This window comes from Clostridium sp. L2-50 (genome assembly GCF_000154245.1).
In the GTDB taxonomy this organism is placed as follows: domain Bacteria; phylum Bacillota; class Clostridia; order Lachnospirales; family Lachnospiraceae; genus Coprococcus.
The window spans coordinates 454,602-476,943 of sequence record NZ_DS480312.1 but is presented as its reverse complement, the minus strand read 5'-3'; the positions used below and the strand labels follow the sequence as shown (position 1 = coordinate 476,943).

Sequence of the window (22,342 nt, the reverse complement as noted above, 5' to 3'; positions counted from 1 at the left end):
GAATAGTAATGAATTACAATACTAAAGAAAGGGGTATATGATAATTAATTTAAAATTATCATACAGTGTAAAATGAAATATAATTTAAAAGGTTTAATAACAATATTACTTGTAGTAATTCTTTTGTTTAATGTTACTGGTATAGTAAAGGCAGAAACGACAACTGATAAGAATACAATAGACTATCCATATACTATATTTGCGGAATCTGATGAGAACGGTGCTATTACAATTAATGCAGATAATTTTTGCATAAATGGCAATATAGCCACGAATGGCACAATTGTTTCTAGTGGCAATATGAATATTAATGGAAGTAAAAAAGAAAATGTTAATGAGAATGTAATTTATATTTTTGATAAAATTGAATCGCAATATTTTACTAATTGTAAAATTGAGAAATATACCGATGATTATATGGTTAAAGATCAAAATATAGATATTAACACACCTGTGGAGGTAAAGGGAGATATTACTCTTAGTGGAAATGTAAACATTAATGCGCCAATTAAAGCTTATAGGGATATTTCACTGCAGGGTGAAGTGAAAAATTCAAATGATTCTATAATTTATTCAAAATATGGAGATATTGTTATTGATAGTTTAAATGTAAATTTAAATGGATTAATTTATGCTCCGTTTGGTAATGTTGAGATTAAGGCTCAAAATCTTAATCTTAATAATATTGTTATTATTGCAAATAGTATAACATTTGAATGTTCAAGTATAAACGCTAATTATAATAAAAAAATAGCAAATTTTGTGGGGGTTAATTCAGAGAATTTTGTTATTCCATATGAAGATTATATTTATTTTTTGAAATCACGTAGTGATTTATATGATAACACAGAATGCGGTGATATTGATGTTGATAAGTTTATTCAATTAAGTGATGATATAAGCGAGTATGCAAATGTAGATATAGAATATGATGGAATGCAGGTGAAGAAATATATTACAGATTTGGATGAAATATATGGTGATAGCATTACATCCCTAACTGGTTTTAGCTATGAAGAAATTGCTAAAAAAGTACTTTCTATGCAATATGGAGTTGATAAGGGTCAAGTTGTATTGGGAAAATCTATAAATCTTTTAGATGCGAATAATATAAACACATATAAGGGCTTTAACTATGTTATAGAAGGAAATAAAGGCTATATTACAGTTGCAACACATTCAAAGGAAGCTTTAATCAAAGATGTTGTTGAGGGAGAAATTTTACCAGAAAAATATGGTGATTTATATTATTTATCATCTGGTGAATTATATTATAAAAATATAGATTATTATACATTAGATGGTGTGTGTATAGATAAAGATGAATTTTCTGAATTTTTAAGAGAAAGGAAAGAACAGTATTACAATCTTACTTTGAATTTGCTTGCTGACTTAGAGACAGAATGTGTTTATCAGTTAAATAATCTTATATATGTTGATAATTATAACTATGATGATATGTTATTGCAAAAAAGATATGATGGACAATCTGGTTCGGGATATGGTGGTATCGATAACTGTGCCAAATATTTGAAAGATAGATATGGCGGAACTATAACTAAAACATCTTCAAAATCTTTAACAATGGCAACTTTTTCACAAAGTAGTCTTGATAATGGTTCTAATTGCTCTTTAGCAGCAATAACTAGAGTGTTATATTATTATAACAAAAATGGATATACCAAAATAAGTAATGATTATAAAACTATATATAGTAAGGTTAAAAAAATTGCAAAAAAATATGGATATACATCTCGTGATGGAATTTCAGCAACAAAAATAAATAATGTCGTTAATGATGTACTTAAAGATTATGGATATAGTAAAAGTAATTGTAAAGGAATATATGTATGGAATTTTAAAAATCAGGTAAAGAAAGAAATTGATAATAATAGACCAGTAATTATGAATATAGCTAGAGGGTATTATGGTAATCACACAGTAACGGTATGTGGTTATGCAATATATAAAAGAAGTTCAAAAAAATCTAAAATCAGTTCAAATAAAACCTATAATATGATACAGGTTTATGATGGTTGGACAACATACAAAAGATTTATTGATTATTCAGCATTTGCTTATGACTTAGTAACATCAGGATTCGGTTCTTTTAATACCGTAACAATGAAAAAGTAAGGGAAAAATTATGTGGAGTTTTCATTTATTAATTATAGTGTTTATAATAATATTGATTATCACTATGGTTATGTTTTTAATAAAAAAGAAATCTGTGGGTTTAATTATGTTGATAGCAATATTAATTTTGTGTGGAGCGGGAGTAGTACTTTATAATACGGTTTTTTACAATAATTCGAAATATATTACAATTACAAATAAAAACAATAAAGAATTTACTATAAATATAAAAAACCATTTGTTGCAATATGAATACACATATGCCCAATTCAGTAGTGACGTATCTTTTGATATTCTTCAAAAAGAGTTAAAATCACATTATAATAATGCGTATTATGATGATACATTAGATCAGTATGTATTTATAGAAGATAATGTGATATATACCATTAAATATTATGAACATTCTAAGTTTTTATGGATGGACAGATATAAATATTTATTTTCGGCTAATACAATCGAAATAGAAAATGATTCAAATATTTATAAGATTTCATTTCCAAGAGAAGCAATTGCCGAAGAAGAAATATTTAGTACGCAAATGGAACTTAAATGTGGGTACGAAGAAATAAAACCATACTATAGTGCATTTACTAATGCAAAATTTATAGATAATAAAATTATATTGGACTATTATACACAAAAAATAGTACTTTCATTTAAAGATAATACTGTAAAGATTGAAATCCAGAAATAATTATAGAGTTATCTTGCGTTATATGGAGAACGGCAAACTGCAAAAGATTCGGTAGCGTGCAGCATATCTGAGGCTTTAAAAGCAAAATTTAAGATTTGATATATACCAGATGCAGAAAGATATATGCTAAAATAAGGTATCAATTTCATATTGATCACAGAGGGACATGTAAAGGCGAATTATATGAAAGGGAGAAAACATGAAAAAAGCGTTTAAATGTTTAATGAGCAGCATATTGATTTTTGCTATGGTGGTAACAACAGGTATCAGCAGTAAAGCCGCAGAGCTTAAGGATGGAACTGTTTCACAGGCTTCCGTTCAGGCATCGGAAGCAGAGTTATGTGGAAGTAATGCAAAGGGAGGCATCACGACACATTCATGGAAACGGTGGATAGCTACGAATACCACATGGCATTTTTATTCGATATATGCTGTATATGAGATACCCGATAAGCTGAAAAATGCAGAATGGACGGTATCGAATAAGCAGATTGCCAAAGTTGTAAAGACGAAGAATGGCATGGCGATCAGAACCGGTAAAAAGACAGGAACTGTAGTTGTACAGACAAAATATAGAAGTGAGTCAGGAACGGTTGTATATAAGATAAAGATTCAGGTTGTGAAAGCACTTTCGGCATACAAGGGAAAATCTGTGAAAGCAGAGCTTGTTGAGCTTGATTCGGACTATATGATGGTTTGTTATATGCTGTATAACGGAACCAACAAAGAGCGCAGATACAACAATAACAGGAAACTCAAAAAGTATGAAAATGGCAAATGGAAGACAGTAGCAGAAAAGAATATTACATGGACAAATTGGTATGACCTGCCGGCACATAGCCGCAAATATGTTACATTCAATCTGGGAGATCATTATGATCTTTCAAAGCTGAAAAAAGGGACATATCGTTTATACGTTGGATACGGCAAAAAGTATATTACATTCAAAATCAAATAGCACAATGCGTCTATGATTCAAAATAGCACAAGTGCTGAAAATTACATATGTGTATCAGAAAAAGATCTGTTTCGGCAGGTCTTTTTTTGATGTCAGAAAATGGGTAAAGGTGAATTATCAAGGTAATGTAATGGTTTTTATCGAGAACAGATTACCGATGGAAAGATGTGCTGATTTGTGTCATGTGCGGGAATCTGTGTCAAGTTCAGAATGGTGAAATATAGTTTATTTTCTGCGTATTTACTTCGCTTTTTCAGAATGCTAACGTATGGATACGCTCTTGACGGACACGAAGATGAGTAGCTGTTCACAGGAGAAATATATAGGTCAGATGAAAGGAGGGAGAGATATCGGCAGAGATTGAGAACACAGGTATGATTCTGGTTGCGGGTATCGCAGCATTATATGACATCAGAACATGGAAGATTCCGAATTGGCTGATCCTGTTAGGACTTGAGACAGGTATTTTTATCACCGTTTGGCAGAATGGAGTTCGTATCGGAAGTATTCGTGTACTTGCAGGGATATGGATTCCAATCGGTATTCTGTATGTGATGTTTCTGGCAGGATGGCTTGGTGCGGGAGATATCAAATTATTCTCGGCTGTCGGAGCATTTTGTGGATTTATGATCTGGAAGATCTTGCTGTATGCATTTATTGCAGGTGGAATTTTGTCATTGTTTTATGTGATAAATCTGCTCATCCGCAAAAAGAAACGGCGTGGTTTGGATGGCAGGGCAGAGAGACACAGGATTCATTTTTCTCTGGCTATCTGGCTGGCGTGTCTGGTGTATGTAGTATATGGATAAAGGAGGTTGCTGTATGAGACAGAGAAAGCTTGGCATCTGTGATCCGGATATCAGATATGCAGTTAGTCTGATGAACTATATTAATGCTGATATCGGAAATTCTTTTCTGGCATTTGCATTTTCAACGAGAGAGAGTCTGTCGGAATATCTTACAGGCAATCATCTGGATCTGGTACTGGTTGCGGAAGACTGGATGGCTGATGCGGCGTTCTGGGATACATACACAGAGCTGTGTGTGATAGGAATGTCGGAGCATAGTGCAGAGAATGTTATTTGTAAGTATGAAGATGCAGACAAGATCGTTCAGGATATCCTACGTTTTTTTCGAGCCGGATGTAAGAGCCTGTCCAGTGAATTGTTTTGTTCATATGCTGTTATTTCACCGCTTGGGCGTTGTGGGAAGACAAGATTATCGAAGTGCATCTGTTATCTGGACGAGGTAAGAGGTGGTCTGTACATCGGATTTGAGGCTTATGGGCTTCCTGCAGTTATCGGAGAAGTTCAGGAGCGGTATACGATGTCGGAGCTTGCTTATCTGATCAAGACGAGGTCGGATCAGATACTTGACTATGTGGAACGGAGCGTCATTGCGGATGGGAAGATGGGGGTTATTGATTCTCCCCGATCCTATCTGGATATTCGGAATCTGGATGCGGCAGATATGTGTTGGTTCTTAGATCGGCTCTATGCATGGGGCAGATACACCACGATCGTATGTGATATTGATGGAGGCGTACTTGGTGACAGTTCGGTTCTGGAAGCGTTTGACCATGTGATCGTGCCGGTGTTTGATGAAGCATATGCGAAGGAGAAAGTGAAAGTATTCCGGAATTGTCTGAAACGGCAGGAGCTTGGAAAGATCGTCAGCCGCATGAAGTGCGTAGAAGTTCCAAATGCTGAATATGACAGTGCGGAGATGATTCGTTGTGCGGGAAACCTCATGGAAGAAAATGGCAGGGAGGGTAGCAGAAGATGTTATGGAACAGGAAATAAAGAATGAGATGAAGCAACGCATCCTTGCGGAGCTCGATATGTCACAGGAAATTGATGATATGGAAGTCAGACGGCTGGTCGATCAGTGCATTATGGAATATAAGGGAACGACAGAGCTGCCATTGCCTGCACGGATAAAACTTAGAAAGGAGCTGTTTAATACTGTAAGGCGGATGGATGTATTGTCGGAATTCCTTGAGGATGAGAGCGTGACGGAGATCATGATCAATGGCTATGACAATATCTTTATTGAGAGATCCGGCAGGGTTTATAAGGTTGATCAGACATTTGAGAATGAGGAACGTTTGGCTTCGATCATTCAGCAGATCGTCGCAGGCTGTAATCGTATTGTAAATGAGGCGGTTCCTATCGTGGATGCCAGACTGGCGGATGGTTCCCGTGTGAATGTGGTATTGCCGCCGATTTCATTAAATGGACCGACGATGACGATTCGTAAATTTCCGAAAGAGAAAATGACGATGGAACGCCTGATTGAGGTTGGGGCATTATCAGAGGATGCGGCAGAGTTCCTTAAACGGCTGGTGAAAGCTCGGTACAATATCTTTGTATCAGGAGGAACCGGAGCAGGCAAGACTACGTTTCTAAATGCATTATCTGATTATATCCCACAGCAGGAACGGGTTATTACGATCGAAGATTCTGCGGAACTACAGTTGAAGAATGTAGTAAATCTCGTTCGGCTGGAAAGTCGGAACTCAAATGTAGAGGGAACGAATGCGGTTACTATCCGGGAGCTTATTAAGTCCAGTCTTCGAATGCGGCCGGATCGTGTGATCGTAGGAGAGGTTAGGGATGCGGCTGCCATTGATATGCTTGCGGCTATGAATACCGGACATGATGGGAGCCTCTCTACCGGACATGCGAATTCTTCCGGAGATATGATCACTCGTCTGGAATCTATGGTATTAATGGGAATGGAGCTTCCGCTGGAAGCTGTTCGCAGACAGATCGCATCTGCTGTAGATGTCATTATTCATCTTGGAAGACTGAGGGATGGTTCCAGAAAGGTGCTGGAGATTGCCGAGGTGACCGGGATGCGTGAAGGACTGGTAGAACTTCATACGATATATGAGTTTGAGGAGATGGTGGCGGGAGAAGAACAGGAGGTTACAGATATGGTTTATGCGGCAGCAGGAACACTGTCGGAACAAAATGTGACAGATGGTTTTCAGCTGCAGAAGGTTACAGGCAGACTTCGGGCGCGGGCGGAACTGCTGCATCAGGAGAAGTTCCTACGTGCCGGGATAGCTTACAAGAGCGTATTATGTGCGGAGGTAAGGTCAGAAGGTGCCGGGGTGTGAGATTTTCGGAAGGATCTCCGATAAGGTTTCCGGCAGTATTTTCAGAAGGATCTCCGGTAGGGTTACCGGCGGCATTTTCGGAAGAATCTCCGGTAAGGTTACTGGCGGAAGATTTGACAGAAAGGAAGAAAGGGATGAACAGACAGGAGGATACAAGAAGAAAAACAGATTATAGAATATACAGACTGTCTCTGCCTGAGGTGGCGGTGTGTCTGATCCTATATCTGGGGCTTGTCGGGATCATTAGTTTTCTATATTACAATTCTCCGCTTCCTATACTGATTGCAGCGCCGGGAGGTGTGGCGGCACTTCGAGTCTTTCGAAGCAGATGCATAGAGAAACGACAAAGGCAATTATATGTCGAGTTTAAGGATATGGTGCAGTCGCTTGCGGCAAGTATGGGAGCAGGATATGCATTTGAAAATGCATTTACGGCGGCATATGAAGAAATGCGCAAGTTATATGGAGATTCTGGTCTTATCGTGAAGGAATTGAAATGGGTGATACGTGGGCTTCGAATGCATGAAGATATAGAATATCTGCTTCAGGATATGGGGGAGCGTTCCGGAGTTCGTGAGATATCGGAATTTGCGCAGGTTGTCGGTGTGGCAAAACGAACCGGTGGCAACATGGTTCACATTATGAAAGCAACGGCGGCAGATATCAGCCGGAAGATGGAAGTGGAGCTTGAGATACAGACGATGATCGCAGCGAAAAAATATGAACAGAAGATTATGTTGATCGTTCCATTTTTCATTCTAGCATATCTGCGGATCGCAAATGGAAGCTATATACATATTTTGTATGAGAATATAGCAGGCAGACTGATTATGACAATCTGTTTGGCTGTAAGTATCCTTTCTGCTGCGTGGAGTAGAAAAATGATCAGGATAGGAGTGTGACGGATGGAGTTACCGGGTGTAAGAAGATTATATAAAAGGTATGGCAGGTATCTGGATCACAGGAGGGTCAGAGCCGGTCTGCGTAAGGTTCATGTAGTATCAGAAGAACGTCTGGGACAGATATGTGAAGATTATTATACCGGGCTGATATCCAGAACTCTTATGATATTGATCTTAATGGTGGTTCTGATGATTGCCGCAGGGGTTAAAGAATTCAGTCAGGAACGAAAGGTGGTGCTGGATCGCGACTCATATGGAGGAGATGAGAGCAGTATGGAATTGCAGACAGAGATCGATGGAGAACAGAAACATTTTCATGTTGCGGTGCTTCCAGTCATGTATGATGCCGACAGCATAGAGCAGGCATTTGATGCGGGATTTGAATATCTGGATTCAGTGTATCTGGGAGAAAATGGGAGCGCAGATCAGGTGAAGAAGGATCTGAACCTGATTGATGAGATCGAAGACCTCGGACTTGATGTTTCGTGGGAGATAGACCGTGATGACTGTGTGGATTTTAAGGGTGCGATTCTGGATGGTGATTATCCGGAGCCGGTTCTGGTCAATCTGACGGCGACGTTATCGTATGAGGATTTTCAGGCGGTAAGGCAGTATCCGATTCGTATAACCGGGAAAGAAAAGACGAAGACGGAACAGGTTATAGATCAGCTGAAAGAGCAGATCCGATTTATGCAGCTTCAGTCAAATGACAGCCGGCAGTTAGAGCTTCCGGCTGAGTTGGACGGATATGCTATTACGACAAAAAAGAGTATTCCTTTGCCATTTATAGTGTTCTTATTATGTGTAAGCATTGGTGTTCTTCTGGTTTGCAAAGGATATTCTGATCTGCATAAGGCAGGACAGAAGCGGAATCAGGAACTGATGCAGGCATATCCATCATTTGTCGATCTGTTGTCATTGTATATGGGAGCGGGTCTGACAGTAAAAGGAGCACTTCTAAAGATCGTTACTATGACGGATAGTCGTATCCTTTCGGAGGAGATCAATTATACATTAAATGAGATCCGATCAGGCATACCGGAGACAGAAGGGTATTACAGATTGGGAAATCGACTGGAGCTTCCGGTCTATTTGAAGATGATGACGCTGCTTTCTCAGAATATCAGAAAAGGTACAAGAGATATCCTGAATATGCTTGCAGAGGAAGAGCTGTCAGCACTTCAGTTGAAACGGGAACTTGCAAAGAAGAAAGGAGAGGAGGCAGGAACCCGACTGTTGTTTCCTATGATATTACAGCTGGGCGTTGTAATGATTATCGTGATAGCGCCTGCACTGATGGGATTTTAAAGAATACCATAATTGGATCAATATTGTCGGGACTTTAAATAATGTCGGGGCAGAAAGTTCAAAACGAAAAAATAAGTTAAGTAATGAAATAAAAGAGAAGGAGGAAGGGTGCCGGATAAACCGGAACCTAAGAGAGCTATGAAGAATGTAAAACGTTTTTTAACAGATGAAAGTGGAATGGGTGTTGTAGAGATTTTGCTGATCACAGTTGGAATATTTACCCCCTAATTCACGCTATATATTATGTAGATACAGTGGAAATAGTGGAAATAGAGAAACAGTATAAACAGGAGTGTGTATGAAGTACAGTGATGATTGCAAGGTGTATAGAATCAGATATTATAATGTATGGTTCTATTTATTTGCGAAAACAGAGATGGATGAGTATAAGATTAATATATTAGGCGAGCGTATAGGTATGGGAGATTCGATGATGATGAAGGATATTCATTGCTGGTGCACCAGACAAAATATAAGGTATAGAACAAAGTTCAAGTATCGAAAAGATTATCCAATATTAGCCAACATCTGGAATCTGTACTCGTATTGTCGCTTTAGGTGTGATCTTAAAAGGTAAGTCTGGACAACCTTGTGGATAAATCATAAGGAGAAAAAGATTTAAGGGGATAACTGGTATTTATATATTTAGAAGCAGATGAGCCAATCATGTTTTATTTACTAGAACATGGTTGGCTTTTTGGCGTTAAAAAGTTCAAAGAAAAGGGGAGTGTGGTAATTGAAGAAAATGGATGAAAAAAAGCTAAAAGAAGATTCGGGCTTTCCTTATGGATGGAATAAGGGAGATACCTGTGTGATGATCACAAACAAAACAAAAAAAAGTACCTGCGAATATACGGTAGAGAGTTATGACGGGAGGTATTTTGGAGTACGAAGTCATACTGGACTTTATCATCGAGTTTCACCGTGGAGAATGTTTCGTACAAGGGAGGAGGCGGTTGAAACATTATTAGAATCAAAAGAACAAGGATATGGAGGAATGACATTAGGGTAGAAGAAATTGAGATATTGAGGAGGTAGGAGACAATGATTCGATTTATGAGTGATACACGTTATGCTGGGCTGGAAAAGGAAATGCAGCATATACCAGGATTTCGTCCAAGAAGGAGCGGAATGGTTATCAGTCACCTTTCTGGTTGTCTGGAAAATCAGAGAAGCCCGTGTGAACGCCGTGTTACCGATTGTGTCCCGTTTTATGAGCTTCTGGAGGTGTTGGCAGAGGAAGTGGCTGTCAGCACCTTTGTAAGCCGCGTGTGCCGTCTGACAGGGAGAAGAAATCCGTGCTTTTTTCAAAGTGGTCATAGAGAACGGTTTTTGGCTATGGGAGAGAAGTGTAACAGAGCCATTGAAGAAGCAGCGACCTGTTCTGCGGTCTATCTTCTTTCCGCAGATCGATTTTTGTGTAGCAGAGCTTTAGCGGCAATTGACCAGGAGGGGATTCATTTTTCCAAAATTCATATCCACGGTGTTGATTTGGATGGCTACGTTTTGTTTCATATGGCAAGGGATCTGTATCAGGGAAGCAGTCATATTCGTTTATCAGAACTTACAGATCCAGAGTTGGTGAGCGACCGAGTATTTGAATGGATTATGACGGCCTGTGTGATTCGCAGGCATGGAAGCAGAGTTTTACGAGAGGAGGAAAGAAGTATTGACAGGAGTAAAATCGGACAGCATCAGTGAAAAAACAACGGAGCGTTCTGTACTTCGGTTTTTCAGTCCTTTGATAGCTACCATGTATACAAAAGATGACTGGGGAAATTTGGAGGAATACGGAGAGGAGGTATTTCCAGCTGAGTTGTGCAGCTATGAGACGGAGATCCTGAAACGGATTGCAGAGGAAAATCTTGAGGAAGAAGGAGATAGGGGGCTGGCGGTCTATCTGGATGATCCAAAGTTAGAAGAAAAAATTTACAGTATGAAGCCTACCGTGGAAGTCTGGCGGGGGGAACTATGGGGAGTTCTGGAAGTAGAAAGTCATAACCAGCTTTCTGAAAGGGAGATTGAAGCAGTAAAGGAGTACTGGGAAGGTCAGGAAAGTGATGGGTGGGGAGAAGGATTTGAACAGCGGGGAATCAAAATTCCAGAGGGAGAACTGTATGTCAGCTTTTGGAACAGTGGAGATGAATTCTTTCTGACCACAGAAGAAGGTTTGAAAGGAGAAGAGCAGGAACCAGCCGTTCAGAAAGGAGGGATTGTTTTTGGAGCATTATGATGGAGAATTTTATACCCTTCGATTGTTCAGCCCCATAGAAGGAGAGATATATTCTCTGAATAGTACAGAGGAAGGTATTCATCTGACCGCTTATGAGATGGAAAACTATTCGTCTTTTATACGCGACCATATGGAAGGTGTAGGATTGTTGGGAAAAAGAAATCAGAAATTGATGACATACTTTAATAATGCAAAGAGGCTGCATAAGCCGGTTAGCCTATCACTGGATCTGGAAGCTTATGAGGGAAGATTATGGAGTGTACTGCAGGCAGACTCACAGGATAAACTGACACATGAGGAGGTTCAGAGTTTAGCAGAAACATGGGGAATGATTGCTGCTGGAGGCTTTATCAGAGAAATGCAAGAGACAAGGATCCTGGTACCAGATGGAGAACTTATGGTTTTTCTTGGAAATGAGGGACTGGATTACTTTGTATGTCCGGAAGAGGTTTTGAAAGGGACGGCACATACATTAAAACCAGCCCTGGATGTTGCCATTTATTCAGAAGCATATTTCCCAGAGCGGAGTTATCAAGGGGCGAAGCTGAGGCTTCCAGCAGAACCCGCTTTTTTGAAGGATGCAAAGATGAGAGCCTTTATTCATGAAAATGAGCCTTACCGGATTGAACTTCTGGGGAACTGGCCATCTTTTCTTAAGAATATATTGGAAAAGGCAGCGTCTGTTACCTTAGAAGAAGTCAATGTATTAGCTTGTCTGGTTACTCATATGGACTCCAGTCAGATAGAAACTTATGAAGCCGCCATTCAGATGCGTCAGGAAGAAAATATAGATGTTCTAGTTGGGATAAAAGAGTTACTCAATCTTTGTTATAACCTGGAGTGCTTTAAATTCCTCCGAGGCATTATAGATGACAGGAAACTGGGAGAATTCTACCTAGAGGAAGACAGATTAGAGTGGATCCATATGCTTGAAGTGGATATAAGAGAATTATTGGATCCGCAAAGAGTGGGGATGGATCAGCGTAAGGAGGAAATGGGCATATTTACCTCAAAAGGTTATGTATTTGAGAATGCTCTTTCGTATCAAGATATTTATGATGGAATTCACCTTCCCGATATTGACGGAGTGGCCGGAGGGATTTTTTCTCTTCGCCTGGTCGGATCTCAATATCCAGAAGAACAGGGAACCTGGTTGGAACTTCCAACTACAGATTTGGGGTTTCAGTGGGCGCTGAACAGATTAAACGAGAGAACTTTTGATGACTGTATCATTACGGAGAGCATCAGCACAGTGCATGGATTATCCGTTAAGCAGACAGATGACATTGAGACATTGAATGAACTGGCAAGACAGCTTCAGGAATTTCCTGATGATAGAACGCTTTGCAAATTCAAGGCAGCTTTGGAACTAGAGCAATGCGATAGCTTGGAACAGGCTCTTCGGATTGCGGAAAACCTGGATTGTTATTCCTATGATCCACAGATGTATTCCATGGCTTCGTATGCAAGGTATCTGTTTCGGGAATTGGAGTTCAATATTGATGATCCAGCATTTGCTACATTTGATTTTCAAGGATATGGGGAACGTCAGCTTGGGCTGTTGGAAAGTGTGCAGACAACCTACGGAATGATTACCCGTAATGAAGATTTTCCAATACAGACACAGCAGAACACAGAACAGGGAATGAAAATGCAGTAAGGGAAGCGTTGAACGTGCTTGATGATCAAATGGAGGAAACTAATAAGAATGAGGTGTGAAGGAGAATAGAAAATGACATATGAAGAATTTTTGAAATTAACAAAAAAGAATTTAAAACGATTTTTTCCGGAATCTTTTCAGGAAAGAAAAGTGGAAATCATGGAGGTGTTAAAAAATAACAACATCAAATTGCAGGGAGTATACCTTCCAGGCACTAAAAGCTATACATCCGTTCCGCTTTTATATCTGGAATCCTATTATCAGGAACTTGAGGATGGAAAGAAACTGGAGGATGTGTGGCAGAAAATTGCTCAGGATTATCAGAAGTGCCAGGAAGCAGAGATAAGCATAGATGGCATTTCAAGCAGGGAATGGGATTATGAAACGATAAAGAAGAGTCTGACCGTCTATGTCCGCAACGCACAGGAAAATATAGATTTTCTGGCAAGCTGTCCTCATGAAATACGAGAGGATCTGGCACTGGTTTATGGATTTCATGTGTTGGTGGATGGAGAAAAGGCCGGAAGTGCCATTATTAATTATGACAGGCTGAGGTGGTTGGGAGTCAGTGAGGAGCAGTTAAAGCAGGATGCCTGGGAAAACATGAAGCAGAGCAATCCTCCTTGTTTTTTGGATTTACAGGATATGCTGGCAAAAATGTATTCTGATGAACTGGGAGATGTAAAAGCAGGTAGTTTGGAATATTTAGAGGATGTGGATCCCAATGCAATGATGTATGTTCTGACGAATTCAAATTAGGTCAATGGGGCGGTTTATATGTGTGACGAAGAAGTGATGTCTCTTATTGCAGAAAAGCTGGGATCAGATTTGATCGTGATTCCGTCATCGATTCATGAAACGATTATTCTAAAAGAAACAGAGAATGTAAGCGTAACTGAACTGAATGCGATGGTTGAAGCTGTAAATGAGGAAGCCGTGACCCCACAGGAGAAGTTGGGGAATTCAGTTTATCGATTTGATAGGGAAGCCCAAAGACTGGAAAAGGCAGTAGAACAGGCAGAGAAGCTGGACTTTGAACCTGGGATGTCACCGGTATTTTCGTAGGACTCAGTTATATGTTTCATGAGTATTGTGGATGTTAGGAGGGATGCAGAATCAACAGTTTTATTTCATGGGTTGGCGGAAAGAAAGCACTCCGCAGCCTGATTTACACGATGTTTCCTGCAAGTTATGACCGGTACATTGAGGTGTTTGGCGGAGGTGGTTGGGTACTATTTGGAAAACCACCAGATGACCGGTGTATGGAGATTTATAATGATTATAACTCTAACTTGGCAAATCTGTTTTATTGCGTCAAGAACCGCACGGGGGCATTCCTTAAGGAACTCGGATTTCTTCCGTTAAACAGCAGGGATGAATTTACAGTAATCCGTAATTTTATTGAAAAGCAGGAACCGGATACCCGATTTTTAATTGAGGAGCTGGAGCTGGCAGAGAAGCATCTGATGCCGCCGGATTATGAGGAAGTGAAAAAAATCCTGCTGGAAAATGCAGAGGTAACCGATGTAAAACGGGCGGCTGCATTTTTTAAACTAATTCGGTACAGCTATGGAAGTGGCTGCACGTCCTTTGGCTGCCGTCCGTTTGATGTGAGAAACTGCTTTGACACCATTTGGCAGGCATCCCGCAGGCTGGCAGATACCGTAATAGAAAATAAAGACTTTGAGGCACTGATTCGGCAGTATGACCGGGATAGTGCCTTTTTTTATTGCGATCCGCCCTATTATGAGACGGAAGGTCATTATGCAGTGGTATTCCGAAAAGAGGATCACAAACGGCTCCGAGACACTCTGACAGGGAGCAGGGGGAAGTGGATGGTCAGTTACAATGACTGCGATTTCATCCGGGAACTGTATGCAGGATATTTTATTACAGCTGTTACCCGCATCAATAACCTGGCTCAGAGGTATGAGGGCGGTTGTGAGTTTCCAGAGGTCATTATTACCAATTATGATCCTGGTGAGAGGGAGCGGTCAAAACCAAGACAGCTGGATCTATTTGGAATGTGGGGAGATGGAGAAACGGATCATTATGAGATCCGGGAAGAAATCTGTCCGGAAAGAGAGGTGCTATGAGAACAGAAAACAAGAGAAAAACAATGGTGCAAAAAAAGGAAAACGGTGTCCTTTCTGTGCCTAGTGAACTGTTACTGACGGCTGGGATTCCGCTTGATTGTGATTTGATGATAGAAACAGTCCCCGGAGTGATTCTGATTGGTATTGAGGCTCCGGTACAGACGGTTTGCAAACCTTATCTGAAGGTGTTCGATGAACTGGGGATTGAACCCAATGAAGTGGAGGCATTGATGGGAAAGGAGAAAAGGACCAGATGAGTAAACCGATGTATCGTTTAGTGGATGGAAAGGGACGTGTCCTGATTCCAAAATCTATGAGGGAAGCGGCAAAGCTGGAGTATGGGGATATTGTTTGTCTGGGAATGGCGGGTGGAAAAATTACAGTTCGGAAGGTAGAGGTTATCGAGGTGGGAGATCAGTCTCCGGAGGCAGTGGAGGCATATGTCCGTACTGCATTTCAGTTTATGCCGGACAGCCTCCGACTGGATCTAATCGGAGAACTGAGCAGACTGCTGCAGAAAAAGGAGGGGTAAGATCATGCAGGAATTCACAGAAAAGGATTGTATGCAGACAGAAAAGGAGGCATCTATCCAGAACCGGGTGGTGGTTCTTCCCTCAAAGGTATTACCAGAGCATTACACAGGGCAGCTTTTTTTCTGTACGAATATCCAGAAAACAGAAAATCCCAGACACTCCATTGCCCATCTGGTTTCCCTATCTACTGGGGAGGCATGGCACTGCTGGAACAGGGATGTGGTTGGTGTGCTGCGGCCAGAACTGTTGGGGGAAAAGGAACGACTCCAGCTCTCCCAGATCCGTCCATTTGGGGCGCTGGATTTACATGGACATTCCCCTGAATATTCTGGATACAGTTTTCTGCCGGATGGACGCTATGCGTCAGGGGTATGGCTGGTAAATCCAGAGGAAGTATGGAGCTATGTAATGATGCAGAAGGACTACCAGTATCGGATTTTGATCTGCGACAGGGATGATTTTGCCGTACTGGAAATGTTAGAGGGAAGGATGATCTTTCCCGATGTGCAGAGTCTGGAACAGTTTCAACAGGTACAGAAGGACGGGGGGATGGAGATGATTTAGAAATGAGGGAAGGGAAATGAAGCAGATTCAGATTGAAAATGGAGTGATCCGGTATTATGGGAACCGGGTAGGTCGTGTGACGGAAGGATGTGCAGTAGTGGATCCCATGTTTCAGAATGAAGCATTAGAAAGCTTCCTGCGTAAGCAGAGGAATATCCAAAAAATTCAGTGGCAGGACGGGATCTACGACCGGTTGGCAAATAGCCAGCAAGATATGGAATCGGCAAAGGGGCTAAAAGATGTACGCATCTGGCAACTGAGAGGAGATGTGGATGTGCATATGAAGTTCCTTGCACTTTTCCAGATGGAGCAGCAATATGGCTCCCCCAAGCCGGATTTTTATATCAAAGTCTATGAAGGGGCATCTGACACCAATGACCTGGAAGAACTCTATGATAAATTCCGGTATCATCCGCCGTCCGGTTATACAGGTCATGGGCTATCCATTAGTGATGTGCTGGAACTCTATGATGAAACAGGGAGTTCCTTTTTTTATGTGGATCGTTATGACTTTAAGAGAATTGATTTTACAGAGTCGCAACTGGCGGAGGAATTCATACACACCATGCAGTTTTAGCATGCAGTTTTGTCTGTCTGCTTGACTGAAATAGATCCAGAAAGGAACGGTTTATGAGCAGAAAAAAACAAAGGAGGAAGAATCAGTATGCCAGATTTAGACGTTCGGATTACATCTATGTATCCACCAGGAGTACAGGGCGGGATCAGAGCCTATGCATCCGCCACAATCGCCGGATGTTTTGCCGTCCGGGGAATCAAAATCGTCGAGGGAGGTAAGGATGGGCTCTTTATGTCTATGCCCAGCCGGAAAACACAGGATGGATACAAGGATATCTGTTTTCCTGTGACGGAGGAATTCCGCAACGAGCTGAAACAGGCGGTATTGGGAGCTTATGGAGAGGCACTGTCCATGGCACAGGCATCTACCTTACAGACAGCACCCCCTCAAAATCCAGGGCAGAACATGGTCTGATTTAAGGGGTACAGAGAACAAAAACAGAAAATCAATGGAGGAGATCAAATGAAGAATATTAAAAGACAGCTGGTAAATTATCGAAATGCAATGGTTATGCATATGTGGAATGTAAAAAACAAGCTTCAGGATACATCCGGTGAGGGATATGTGGACACAGCCATTAAGATCCTGATCGCAGTTGTGCTGGGAGCACTGCTTCTGGCAGGTCTTTATGCACTGTTTAATGATACCGTACTTCCTACACTGGTACGCAGGGTGCAGGAAATGTTTGACTATAGCGGTTGATATGGAGATCAGGATATCGCTGCTTCAGGCGGTACAGGCAGTGCTTTTTTTCTCGCTGCTTATTGCGGTTTCTGCCTGGGATCTTCGGTACCGGATTATTCCGGACCGATTCCAGGCAGGGATTGCCCTGCTTTCCTTTCTGAACTTTGCCCCCGGACAGCTGCTTGGAGCTTTAGGGGCAGTGCCATACCTCATAGTTGCATTATTTTGCAAGAGGGAAGGTGGAATGGGCGGCGGTGATATCAAGCTGGCAGGAGCAACCGGCTTGGTACTGGGACTTCCGGCAAGCCTGACTGCTTCCTGTTTAGGACTGACAGGATTTGTGATGTATGGTTGTATGGTCTGCCTGTGGAATCGGTTCAAGGGAAAACGAGATAAAGAAGCATTTCCTGTGGGACCGTTTCTGGCAGGAGGAGCGGCAGCTGTTTATTGTATGAGATTAGGAGGATGGATGATATGAAGAAGAAATTATGGATCATGGTTTGTGTTGCAGTGCCGCTTACAATGGTTGCGGCCATCGTATACCACAACAGAAAATAGGAAGACAGCAGTCAGTGGAACACTGGTTAAAAAGGAATCAAAATAAGGAAAAGAGTTGGAGGAGATGAAATGCGATTTTTGAAAAACAGGACTGTACTTGGTGTGCTTTGCATCGTGCTGTCTTTGATCATCTGCTTTGCAGTTACACCATTGTTTAATAAGGCTATGAGTGAAAAGACGGAAATTGTCCGTGTAGTAAAACCAATTTCAGTGGGAGAAGAAATTACTTCTGACATGGTAAAGACCATAGAGGTTGGCAGTTATAACCTGCCGGATGATGTAGTAAAGCATTCGGATACTGTAGTTGGGGCATTTGCATCTGCAGATTTGGCGCCAGGAGATTACATCCTGACATCCAAGATTGCAGAAGAGCCGGCGGCAGAAAATGCCTATCTCTATCATCTGACAGGAGAAAAGCAGGCAATCTCTGTTACGGTTAAGGCATTTGCCAATGGATTGTCCGGAAAGCTAAAGAGCGGCGATATTGTGTCAGTCATAGCTCCAGATTATAGAAAGCAGGGAAAAACAGTAATTCCTGCGGAACTTCAGTATGTGGAGGTCATTGCTGTGACTGCAAACAGTGGATATGACGCAAATACGGGAGAAGAACTGGAAGATGGAGCGGATCGTGAGCTGCCTGGAACCGTTACCTTGCTGGTAACACCAGAGCAGTCAATGGTTTTGGCAGAACTGGAGGCAGATGGAAAACTGCATTTATCTCTGGTGTATCGCGGGGATGAAAAGAGTGCAGGGCAGTTTTTGGAAGCGCAAAACCAGATGTTAACGGAACTGTATCCTCCAGAAGATATGGAAGGAGAAGCGGAAGAAAACGAGGCACTGGATCATTCTGATAAGGAGCCAGAGGAAACCAAAGCAGAGGAGCAGGAGGAAACCAGACAGGGCGAAACAGAGGAAAGCGGGGTGGAGTAAGCCTTGAATTTTCTAAAAAACAGTATTTTCAGCAGGGGAGCCGGGGACAGCTCTCCTGACTGGGAACCGGAAAATGAGAATCAAATGCTGGCAGTCTGGGGAAGTCCTGGATCTGGTAAAACCACGACAGCAGTGAAGCTGGCGGCGCGTCTTGCCATGCAGAAGAAGGATGTAGCTCTCCTTCTGTGTGATATGAATACACCGATGCTTCCCTGTATCTGTCCTCCTGGAGACCTGGAAGAGGAGCATTCTCTGGGGAGTGTTCTGGCAGCAACCCATGTGTCGGAATCGTTGGTACGCCATAACTGTATTACTCATAAAAAAATACGCCATCTAACAATCCTTGGAATGAGGAAGGGGGAAAATGAATACACATACCCACCTTACGAGCGGCCACAGGCAGAGGAATTACTGCAGTGTTTGAGAAAGATCGCTCCCTATATCATCGTTGATTGTGGAAGCTGTATTGCCAATGACATTCTTTCGGCCATTGCCTTGATGGAGGCAGATGCAGTGCTGCGGCTGGTAAACTGTGATCTGAAATCCATCAGTTATCTTTCCAGCCAGCTTCCGCTTCTTAAGGACAGTCAGTGGGATGCAGAAAAGCAGTATAAAGTGGCGAGCAATGTATATCCCAATGAGGCCAGCGAACACATTGAACGGGTGCTCGGCAATGTGGCATTCCAGATCCCTCATTCCGAGGAAGTAAAGGCACAGGTTCTGGAAGGGAACCTTCTGAAAGAACTGGTACTAAAGGACAGTAAAGGGTTTAGAAAAACCATGGAAGCAATCACAAAGGAGGTGTTCGGATGTTAGGGGAAAGACGCAGCAAAGCCGCGTTTTCTGCGGGTTTTCCCGAAGCTGTTCGGGAAGAAACACGACAGGATTCTGGACATCTTCCGGAGGAGATCATGGAAACGGAGGCTTCTTTGGATGGCTTGGATGGAGGGGAGGAGACAGAAGAAAACCTCCAAAATGATAGCCTGTCGGAACAGACTTGTGAAGGACAGATGCATGGAAAGGAGGATATCTGGTCAGAAGAGGAGGACATAGAGGATCCTCTGCGCACTCAAAAAACGGGAGGTCGTTCTCTCCGTACCCATGACCTGTTTTTTGCATCGGAGGATGAAGGGCGTGACTTTCAGTCCGTGCTGCAGGAGATACAGGCGTATCTTTCCAAAGAATATAGTAATCTGGTAACCGGAGATGGAAACGAAGAAATAAAAGCACAGATCCGCCGATTTGCCGGGAAGTATATTCAGGATAACCGTATACAAGTACCGGGAAAAACCACGGATGAGCTGATTGATGCGATTTATTCAGAAATGGCAGAGTTCGGTTTTCTCACAAAGTACATCTACGGGGAAGGAATCGAGGAGATCGATGTAAATGCCTGGGATGATGTGGAGGTCCAGTATTCTGGTGGAGTGACAGAAAAATTGAAAGAGCATTTTGAAAGCCCCGAACATGCCATCAATGTCATTCGGCGTATGTTGCATGTGTCTGGAATGGTGCTGGATGATGCGAGTCCAAGCGTTCTGGGACATTTAAGTAAAAATATCCGTATTGCTGTACTGAAGACACCTCTTGTTGATGAGGATGTCGGGGTGGCAGCTTCGATCCGAATTGTGAATCCCCAGAGCATGAAGAAACAGGACTTTATAAAGGGAGGAACGGCAACCAGTCAGATGCTGGATTTTTTATCGGAGTGCATCCGGTATGGAATCTCTGTGTGTGTGGCGGGAGCCACAAGCTCCGGAAAAACCACACTGTTAGGCTGGCTTCTGACCACAATTCCGGACGGTAAGCGTATTTACAGTATTGAGAATGGTTCAAGGGAGCTGGCGTTGGTACGCAGAAAGGATGGGAGGGTAGTCAATTCCGTGATTCATACCTTGACCCGTGACAGCGAGAATGAGAGGCAGAGAGTAGATCAGATTGCACTTCTTGATATGGCGCTACGCTTTAATCCGGATATTATTGTGGTAGGAGAAATGCGTGGACCAGAAGCGAATGCGGCACAGGAGGCAGCCAGAACCGGTGTTGCGGTTGTGACAACCATCCATTCCATGAGCTGTGAGGCAACCTACCGCCGCATGGTTTCCCTGTGTAAACGTGCTGTGGATATGAGCGATGAGACTTTGATGGGATTTGTAACGGAAGCCTATCCGATCATCGCATTTTGCAAACAGCTGGAAAACAAGGAACGCCGTTTAATGGAAATCATGGAGTGTGAGATTCTGGCAGATGGAACCAGACGATACCGTCCGCTGTTTCAATATCAGATTACGGAAAACAGAGTGGAGGATGGAAAGTTTGTAATTGTGGGGCATCATAGACAAATCAACCCAATTTCGGACAGTCTGGCAAGACGGCTGATGGAGAATGGAATGCCGCAGGAAACGCTGGCAGGACTTTTGAATGTAAAAAAGGATAGAGAGGGGGAGAACGGATGACGGCGATTCAGCTATTGGCGTGTGCAGGAATGATCGTGGGTGTATTTTTACTGCTGGAAATGAAGCCAGTGGAGTTTACGGACAGCCTGTTTGGATTTTTATTGAATCCCAAACGAAGTCTGCGGGAAGACATCAGGGAATCATCAGGAAGAAAAAAATCAGGGATTTTGCGCAGGGAACTGAAGGAAGCACAGAACATTCTTCAAATGACGGGCAGGGGGAACCGGTTTTCCTTCATCTGCGCAGTTGCTCTGGCACTGTTTTGCGCTGGGGGATCCATTGCCATTTTGTTAGGGAATTTTTTCCTGGCTCCGGTGATGGCAGTGGGTTTTTTATTTCTGCCATTCTGGTATGTGAAACTGACTGCCAATCATTATAAAAGGGATGTGTCTGCAGAACTGGAAACGGCGCTTTCGGTCATTACCACAGCATATCTGAGGACAGAAGATATTGTGACGGCGGTGGAGGAGAATACAGCATATTTAAATCCTCCAGTGTCCAGAGTATTTCAGGATTTTCTCATCCAGATTAAAATGGTAAATCCGGATGTTCAGGCCGCCCTTCGGATTTTGCGGGGAAGGATTGATAATGAGGTGTTTCGGGAGTGGTGCGATGCGGTCAGTGACTGCCAGCATGACCGGAGCTTAAAGACTACACTGCCGCCCATCGTATCAAAGCTGTCGGATATGCGGAACGTGAACGCAGAACTGGAATACATGATCGCAGAACCAAGAAAAGAGTTTATGATCATGGTTGTGTTTGTAGTAGGCAATATTCCTCTTATGTATCTGCTGAATCAGGATTGGTATGATGTACTGATGCATACGGTACTGGGACAGTGTATTCTGGCTGCTACTGCAGCGGCTATTTTTATATCCGCTGGCTTTGTAGTGAAATTGACCCGTCCCATTGAATACAGGAGGTAG

25 protein-coding genes and 1 pseudogene are annotated in these 22,342 nt (G+C 42.2%); all 26 read left to right on the top strand.

All coding sequences use genetic code 11. The features are described 5' to 3' along the window. Positions 1-72 precede the first annotated feature (72 nt). A complete protein-coding gene (locus tag CLOL250_RS13220) occupies positions 73-2,136 on the top strand; it encodes a C39 family peptidase (RefSeq protein ID WP_008400429.1) in 2,064 nt (687 codons plus the stop codon). Positions 2,137-2,242: 106 nt separating this feature from the next. Continuing rightward, complete coding sequence (locus CLOL250_RS02455) at positions 2,243-2,833, top strand: hypothetical protein (RefSeq protein ID WP_133302415.1); 591 nt, start codon at positions 2,243-2,245, stop codon at positions 2,831-2,833. A gap of 223 nt (positions 2,834-3,056) precedes the next feature. Continuing rightward, positions 3,057-3,791 (top strand): immunoglobulin-like domain-containing protein, encoded by a 735-nt coding sequence (locus CLOL250_RS02450; RefSeq protein ID WP_274922225.1) that lies wholly within the window; start codon positions 3,057-3,059, stop codon positions 3,789-3,791. Between the two features lie 374 nt (positions 3,792-4,165). Continuing rightward, complete coding sequence (locus CLOL250_RS02445; RefSeq protein ID WP_008400422.1) at positions 4,166-4,600, top strand: A24 family peptidase; 435 nt, start codon at positions 4,166-4,168, stop codon at positions 4,598-4,600. 13 nt (positions 4,601-4,613) lie between these two features. Beyond that, positions 4,614-5,600 carry a hypothetical protein gene (locus tag CLOL250_RS02440; protein WP_044944644.1) on the top strand — a complete coding sequence of 329 codons (987 nt, stop codon included), beginning with the start codon at positions 4,614-4,616 and terminating at the stop codon, positions 5,598-5,600. Beyond that, on the top strand, positions 5,578-6,915 hold the full coding sequence (locus CLOL250_RS02435) for a CpaF family protein (RefSeq protein WP_008400418.1): 1,338 nt from the start codon (positions 5,578-5,580) through the stop codon (positions 6,913-6,915). The genes CLOL250_RS02440 and CLOL250_RS02435 overlap by 23 nt, the downstream gene beginning before the upstream one ends. Beyond that, positions 6,902-7,090, top strand: a complete 189-nt coding sequence (locus CLOL250_RS14075; RefSeq protein WP_161117056.1) for a hypothetical protein — start codon at positions 6,902-6,904, stop codon at positions 7,088-7,090. The genes CLOL250_RS02435 and CLOL250_RS14075 overlap by 14 nt, the downstream gene beginning before the upstream one ends. Next, positions 7,050-7,817, top strand: a complete 768-nt coding sequence (locus tag CLOL250_RS02430) for a type II secretion system F family protein (RefSeq protein ID WP_161117057.1) — start codon at positions 7,050-7,052, stop codon at positions 7,815-7,817. Before CLOL250_RS14075 ends, CLOL250_RS02430 begins: the two co-directional genes overlap by 41 nt. A 3-nt stretch (positions 7,818-7,820) precedes the next feature. Beyond that, on the top strand, positions 7,821-9,125 hold the full coding sequence (locus CLOL250_RS02425; protein WP_008400416.1) for a type II secretion system F family protein: 1,305 nt from the start codon (positions 7,821-7,823) through the stop codon (positions 9,123-9,125). Positions 9,126-9,870: 745 nt separating this feature from the next. Continuing rightward, entirely contained in the window at positions 9,871-10,137 is a 267-nt protein-coding gene (locus tag CLOL250_RS02415) for a hypothetical protein (RefSeq protein ID WP_008400414.1), read from the top strand. 32 nt (positions 10,138-10,169) lie between these two features. Next, entirely contained in the window at positions 10,170-10,826 is a 657-nt protein-coding gene (locus CLOL250_RS02410; protein WP_008400413.1) for a hypothetical protein, read from the top strand. Next, on the top strand, positions 10,795-11,358 hold the full coding sequence (locus CLOL250_RS02405; RefSeq protein ID WP_118482084.1) for a hypothetical protein: 564 nt from the start codon (positions 10,795-10,797) through the stop codon (positions 11,356-11,358). Before CLOL250_RS02410 ends, CLOL250_RS02405 begins: the two co-directional genes overlap by 32 nt. Continuing rightward, positions 11,345-13,018, top strand: coding sequence for an antirestriction protein ArdA (locus tag CLOL250_RS02400; RefSeq protein ID WP_008400411.1), 1,674 nt, complete (start codon positions 11,345-11,347; stop codon positions 13,016-13,018). The genes CLOL250_RS02405 and CLOL250_RS02400 overlap by 14 nt, the downstream gene beginning before the upstream one ends. Before the next feature lie 72 nt (positions 13,019-13,090). Further along, positions 13,091-14,083, top strand: a pseudogene (locus CLOL250_RS02395) (DUF5688 family protein). 50 nt (positions 14,084-14,133) lie between these two features. Further along, the gene (locus tag CLOL250_RS02385) at positions 14,134-15,114 is read left to right on the top strand and encodes a DNA adenine methylase (RefSeq protein WP_084770634.1); all 981 of its coding nucleotides are present in this window, start codon (positions 14,134-14,136) and stop codon (positions 15,112-15,114) included. Continuing rightward, positions 15,111-15,371, top strand: a complete 261-nt coding sequence (locus CLOL250_RS02380; protein ID WP_008400407.1) for a hypothetical protein — start codon at positions 15,111-15,113, stop codon at positions 15,369-15,371. Before CLOL250_RS02385 ends, CLOL250_RS02380 begins: the two co-directional genes overlap by 4 nt. Beyond that, positions 15,368-15,646, top strand: coding sequence for an AbrB/MazE/SpoVT family DNA-binding domain-containing protein (locus CLOL250_RS02375; protein WP_002593826.1), 279 nt, complete (start codon positions 15,368-15,370; stop codon positions 15,644-15,646). Before CLOL250_RS02380 ends, CLOL250_RS02375 begins: the two co-directional genes overlap by 4 nt. 4 nt (positions 15,647-15,650) lie before the next feature. Further along, complete coding sequence (locus CLOL250_RS02370; RefSeq protein ID WP_008400406.1) at positions 15,651-16,211, top strand: hypothetical protein; 561 nt, start codon at positions 15,651-15,653, stop codon at positions 16,209-16,211. Between the two features lie 16 nt (positions 16,212-16,227). Then, complete coding sequence (locus CLOL250_RS02365) at positions 16,228-16,788, top strand: YodL domain-containing protein (RefSeq protein WP_008400404.1); 561 nt, start codon at positions 16,228-16,230, stop codon at positions 16,786-16,788. 87 nt (positions 16,789-16,875) lie between these two features. Next, complete coding sequence (locus tag CLOL250_RS02360) at positions 16,876-17,202, top strand: SpoVG family protein (RefSeq protein WP_002593823.1); 327 nt, start codon at positions 16,876-16,878, stop codon at positions 17,200-17,202. Positions 17,203-17,292: 90 nt separating this feature from the next. Beyond that, the gene (locus tag CLOL250_RS02355; protein WP_333491461.1) at positions 17,293-17,490 is read left to right on the top strand and encodes a DUF6133 family protein; all 198 of its coding nucleotides are present in this window, start codon (positions 17,293-17,295) and stop codon (positions 17,488-17,490) included. A gap of 1 nt (position 17,491) precedes the next feature. After that, positions 17,492-17,950, top strand: a complete 459-nt coding sequence (locus tag CLOL250_RS02350; protein ID WP_008400400.1) for a prepilin peptidase — start codon at positions 17,492-17,494, stop codon at positions 17,948-17,950. 149 nt (positions 17,951-18,099) lie between these two features. Continuing rightward, positions 18,100-18,960 carry a Flp pilus assembly protein CpaB gene (gene cpaB, locus CLOL250_RS02345; RefSeq protein ID WP_008400399.1) on the top strand — a complete coding sequence of 287 codons (861 nt, stop codon included), beginning with the start codon at positions 18,100-18,102 and terminating at the stop codon, positions 18,958-18,960. A gap of 3 nt (positions 18,961-18,963) precedes the next feature. After that, complete coding sequence (locus tag CLOL250_RS02340) at positions 18,964-19,776, top strand: AAA family ATPase (RefSeq protein ID WP_008400397.1); 813 nt, start codon at positions 18,964-18,966, stop codon at positions 19,774-19,776. Next, a complete protein-coding gene (locus CLOL250_RS02335; protein WP_008400396.1) occupies positions 19,770-21,416 on the top strand; it encodes an ATPase, T2SS/T4P/T4SS family in 1,647 nt (548 codons plus the stop codon). Before CLOL250_RS02340 ends, CLOL250_RS02335 begins: the two co-directional genes overlap by 7 nt. After that, positions 21,413-22,342 carry a type II secretion system F family protein gene (locus CLOL250_RS02330; protein ID WP_008400395.1) on the top strand — a complete coding sequence of 310 codons (930 nt, stop codon included), beginning with the start codon at positions 21,413-21,415 and terminating at the stop codon, positions 22,340-22,342. Before CLOL250_RS02335 ends, CLOL250_RS02330 begins: the two co-directional genes overlap by 4 nt.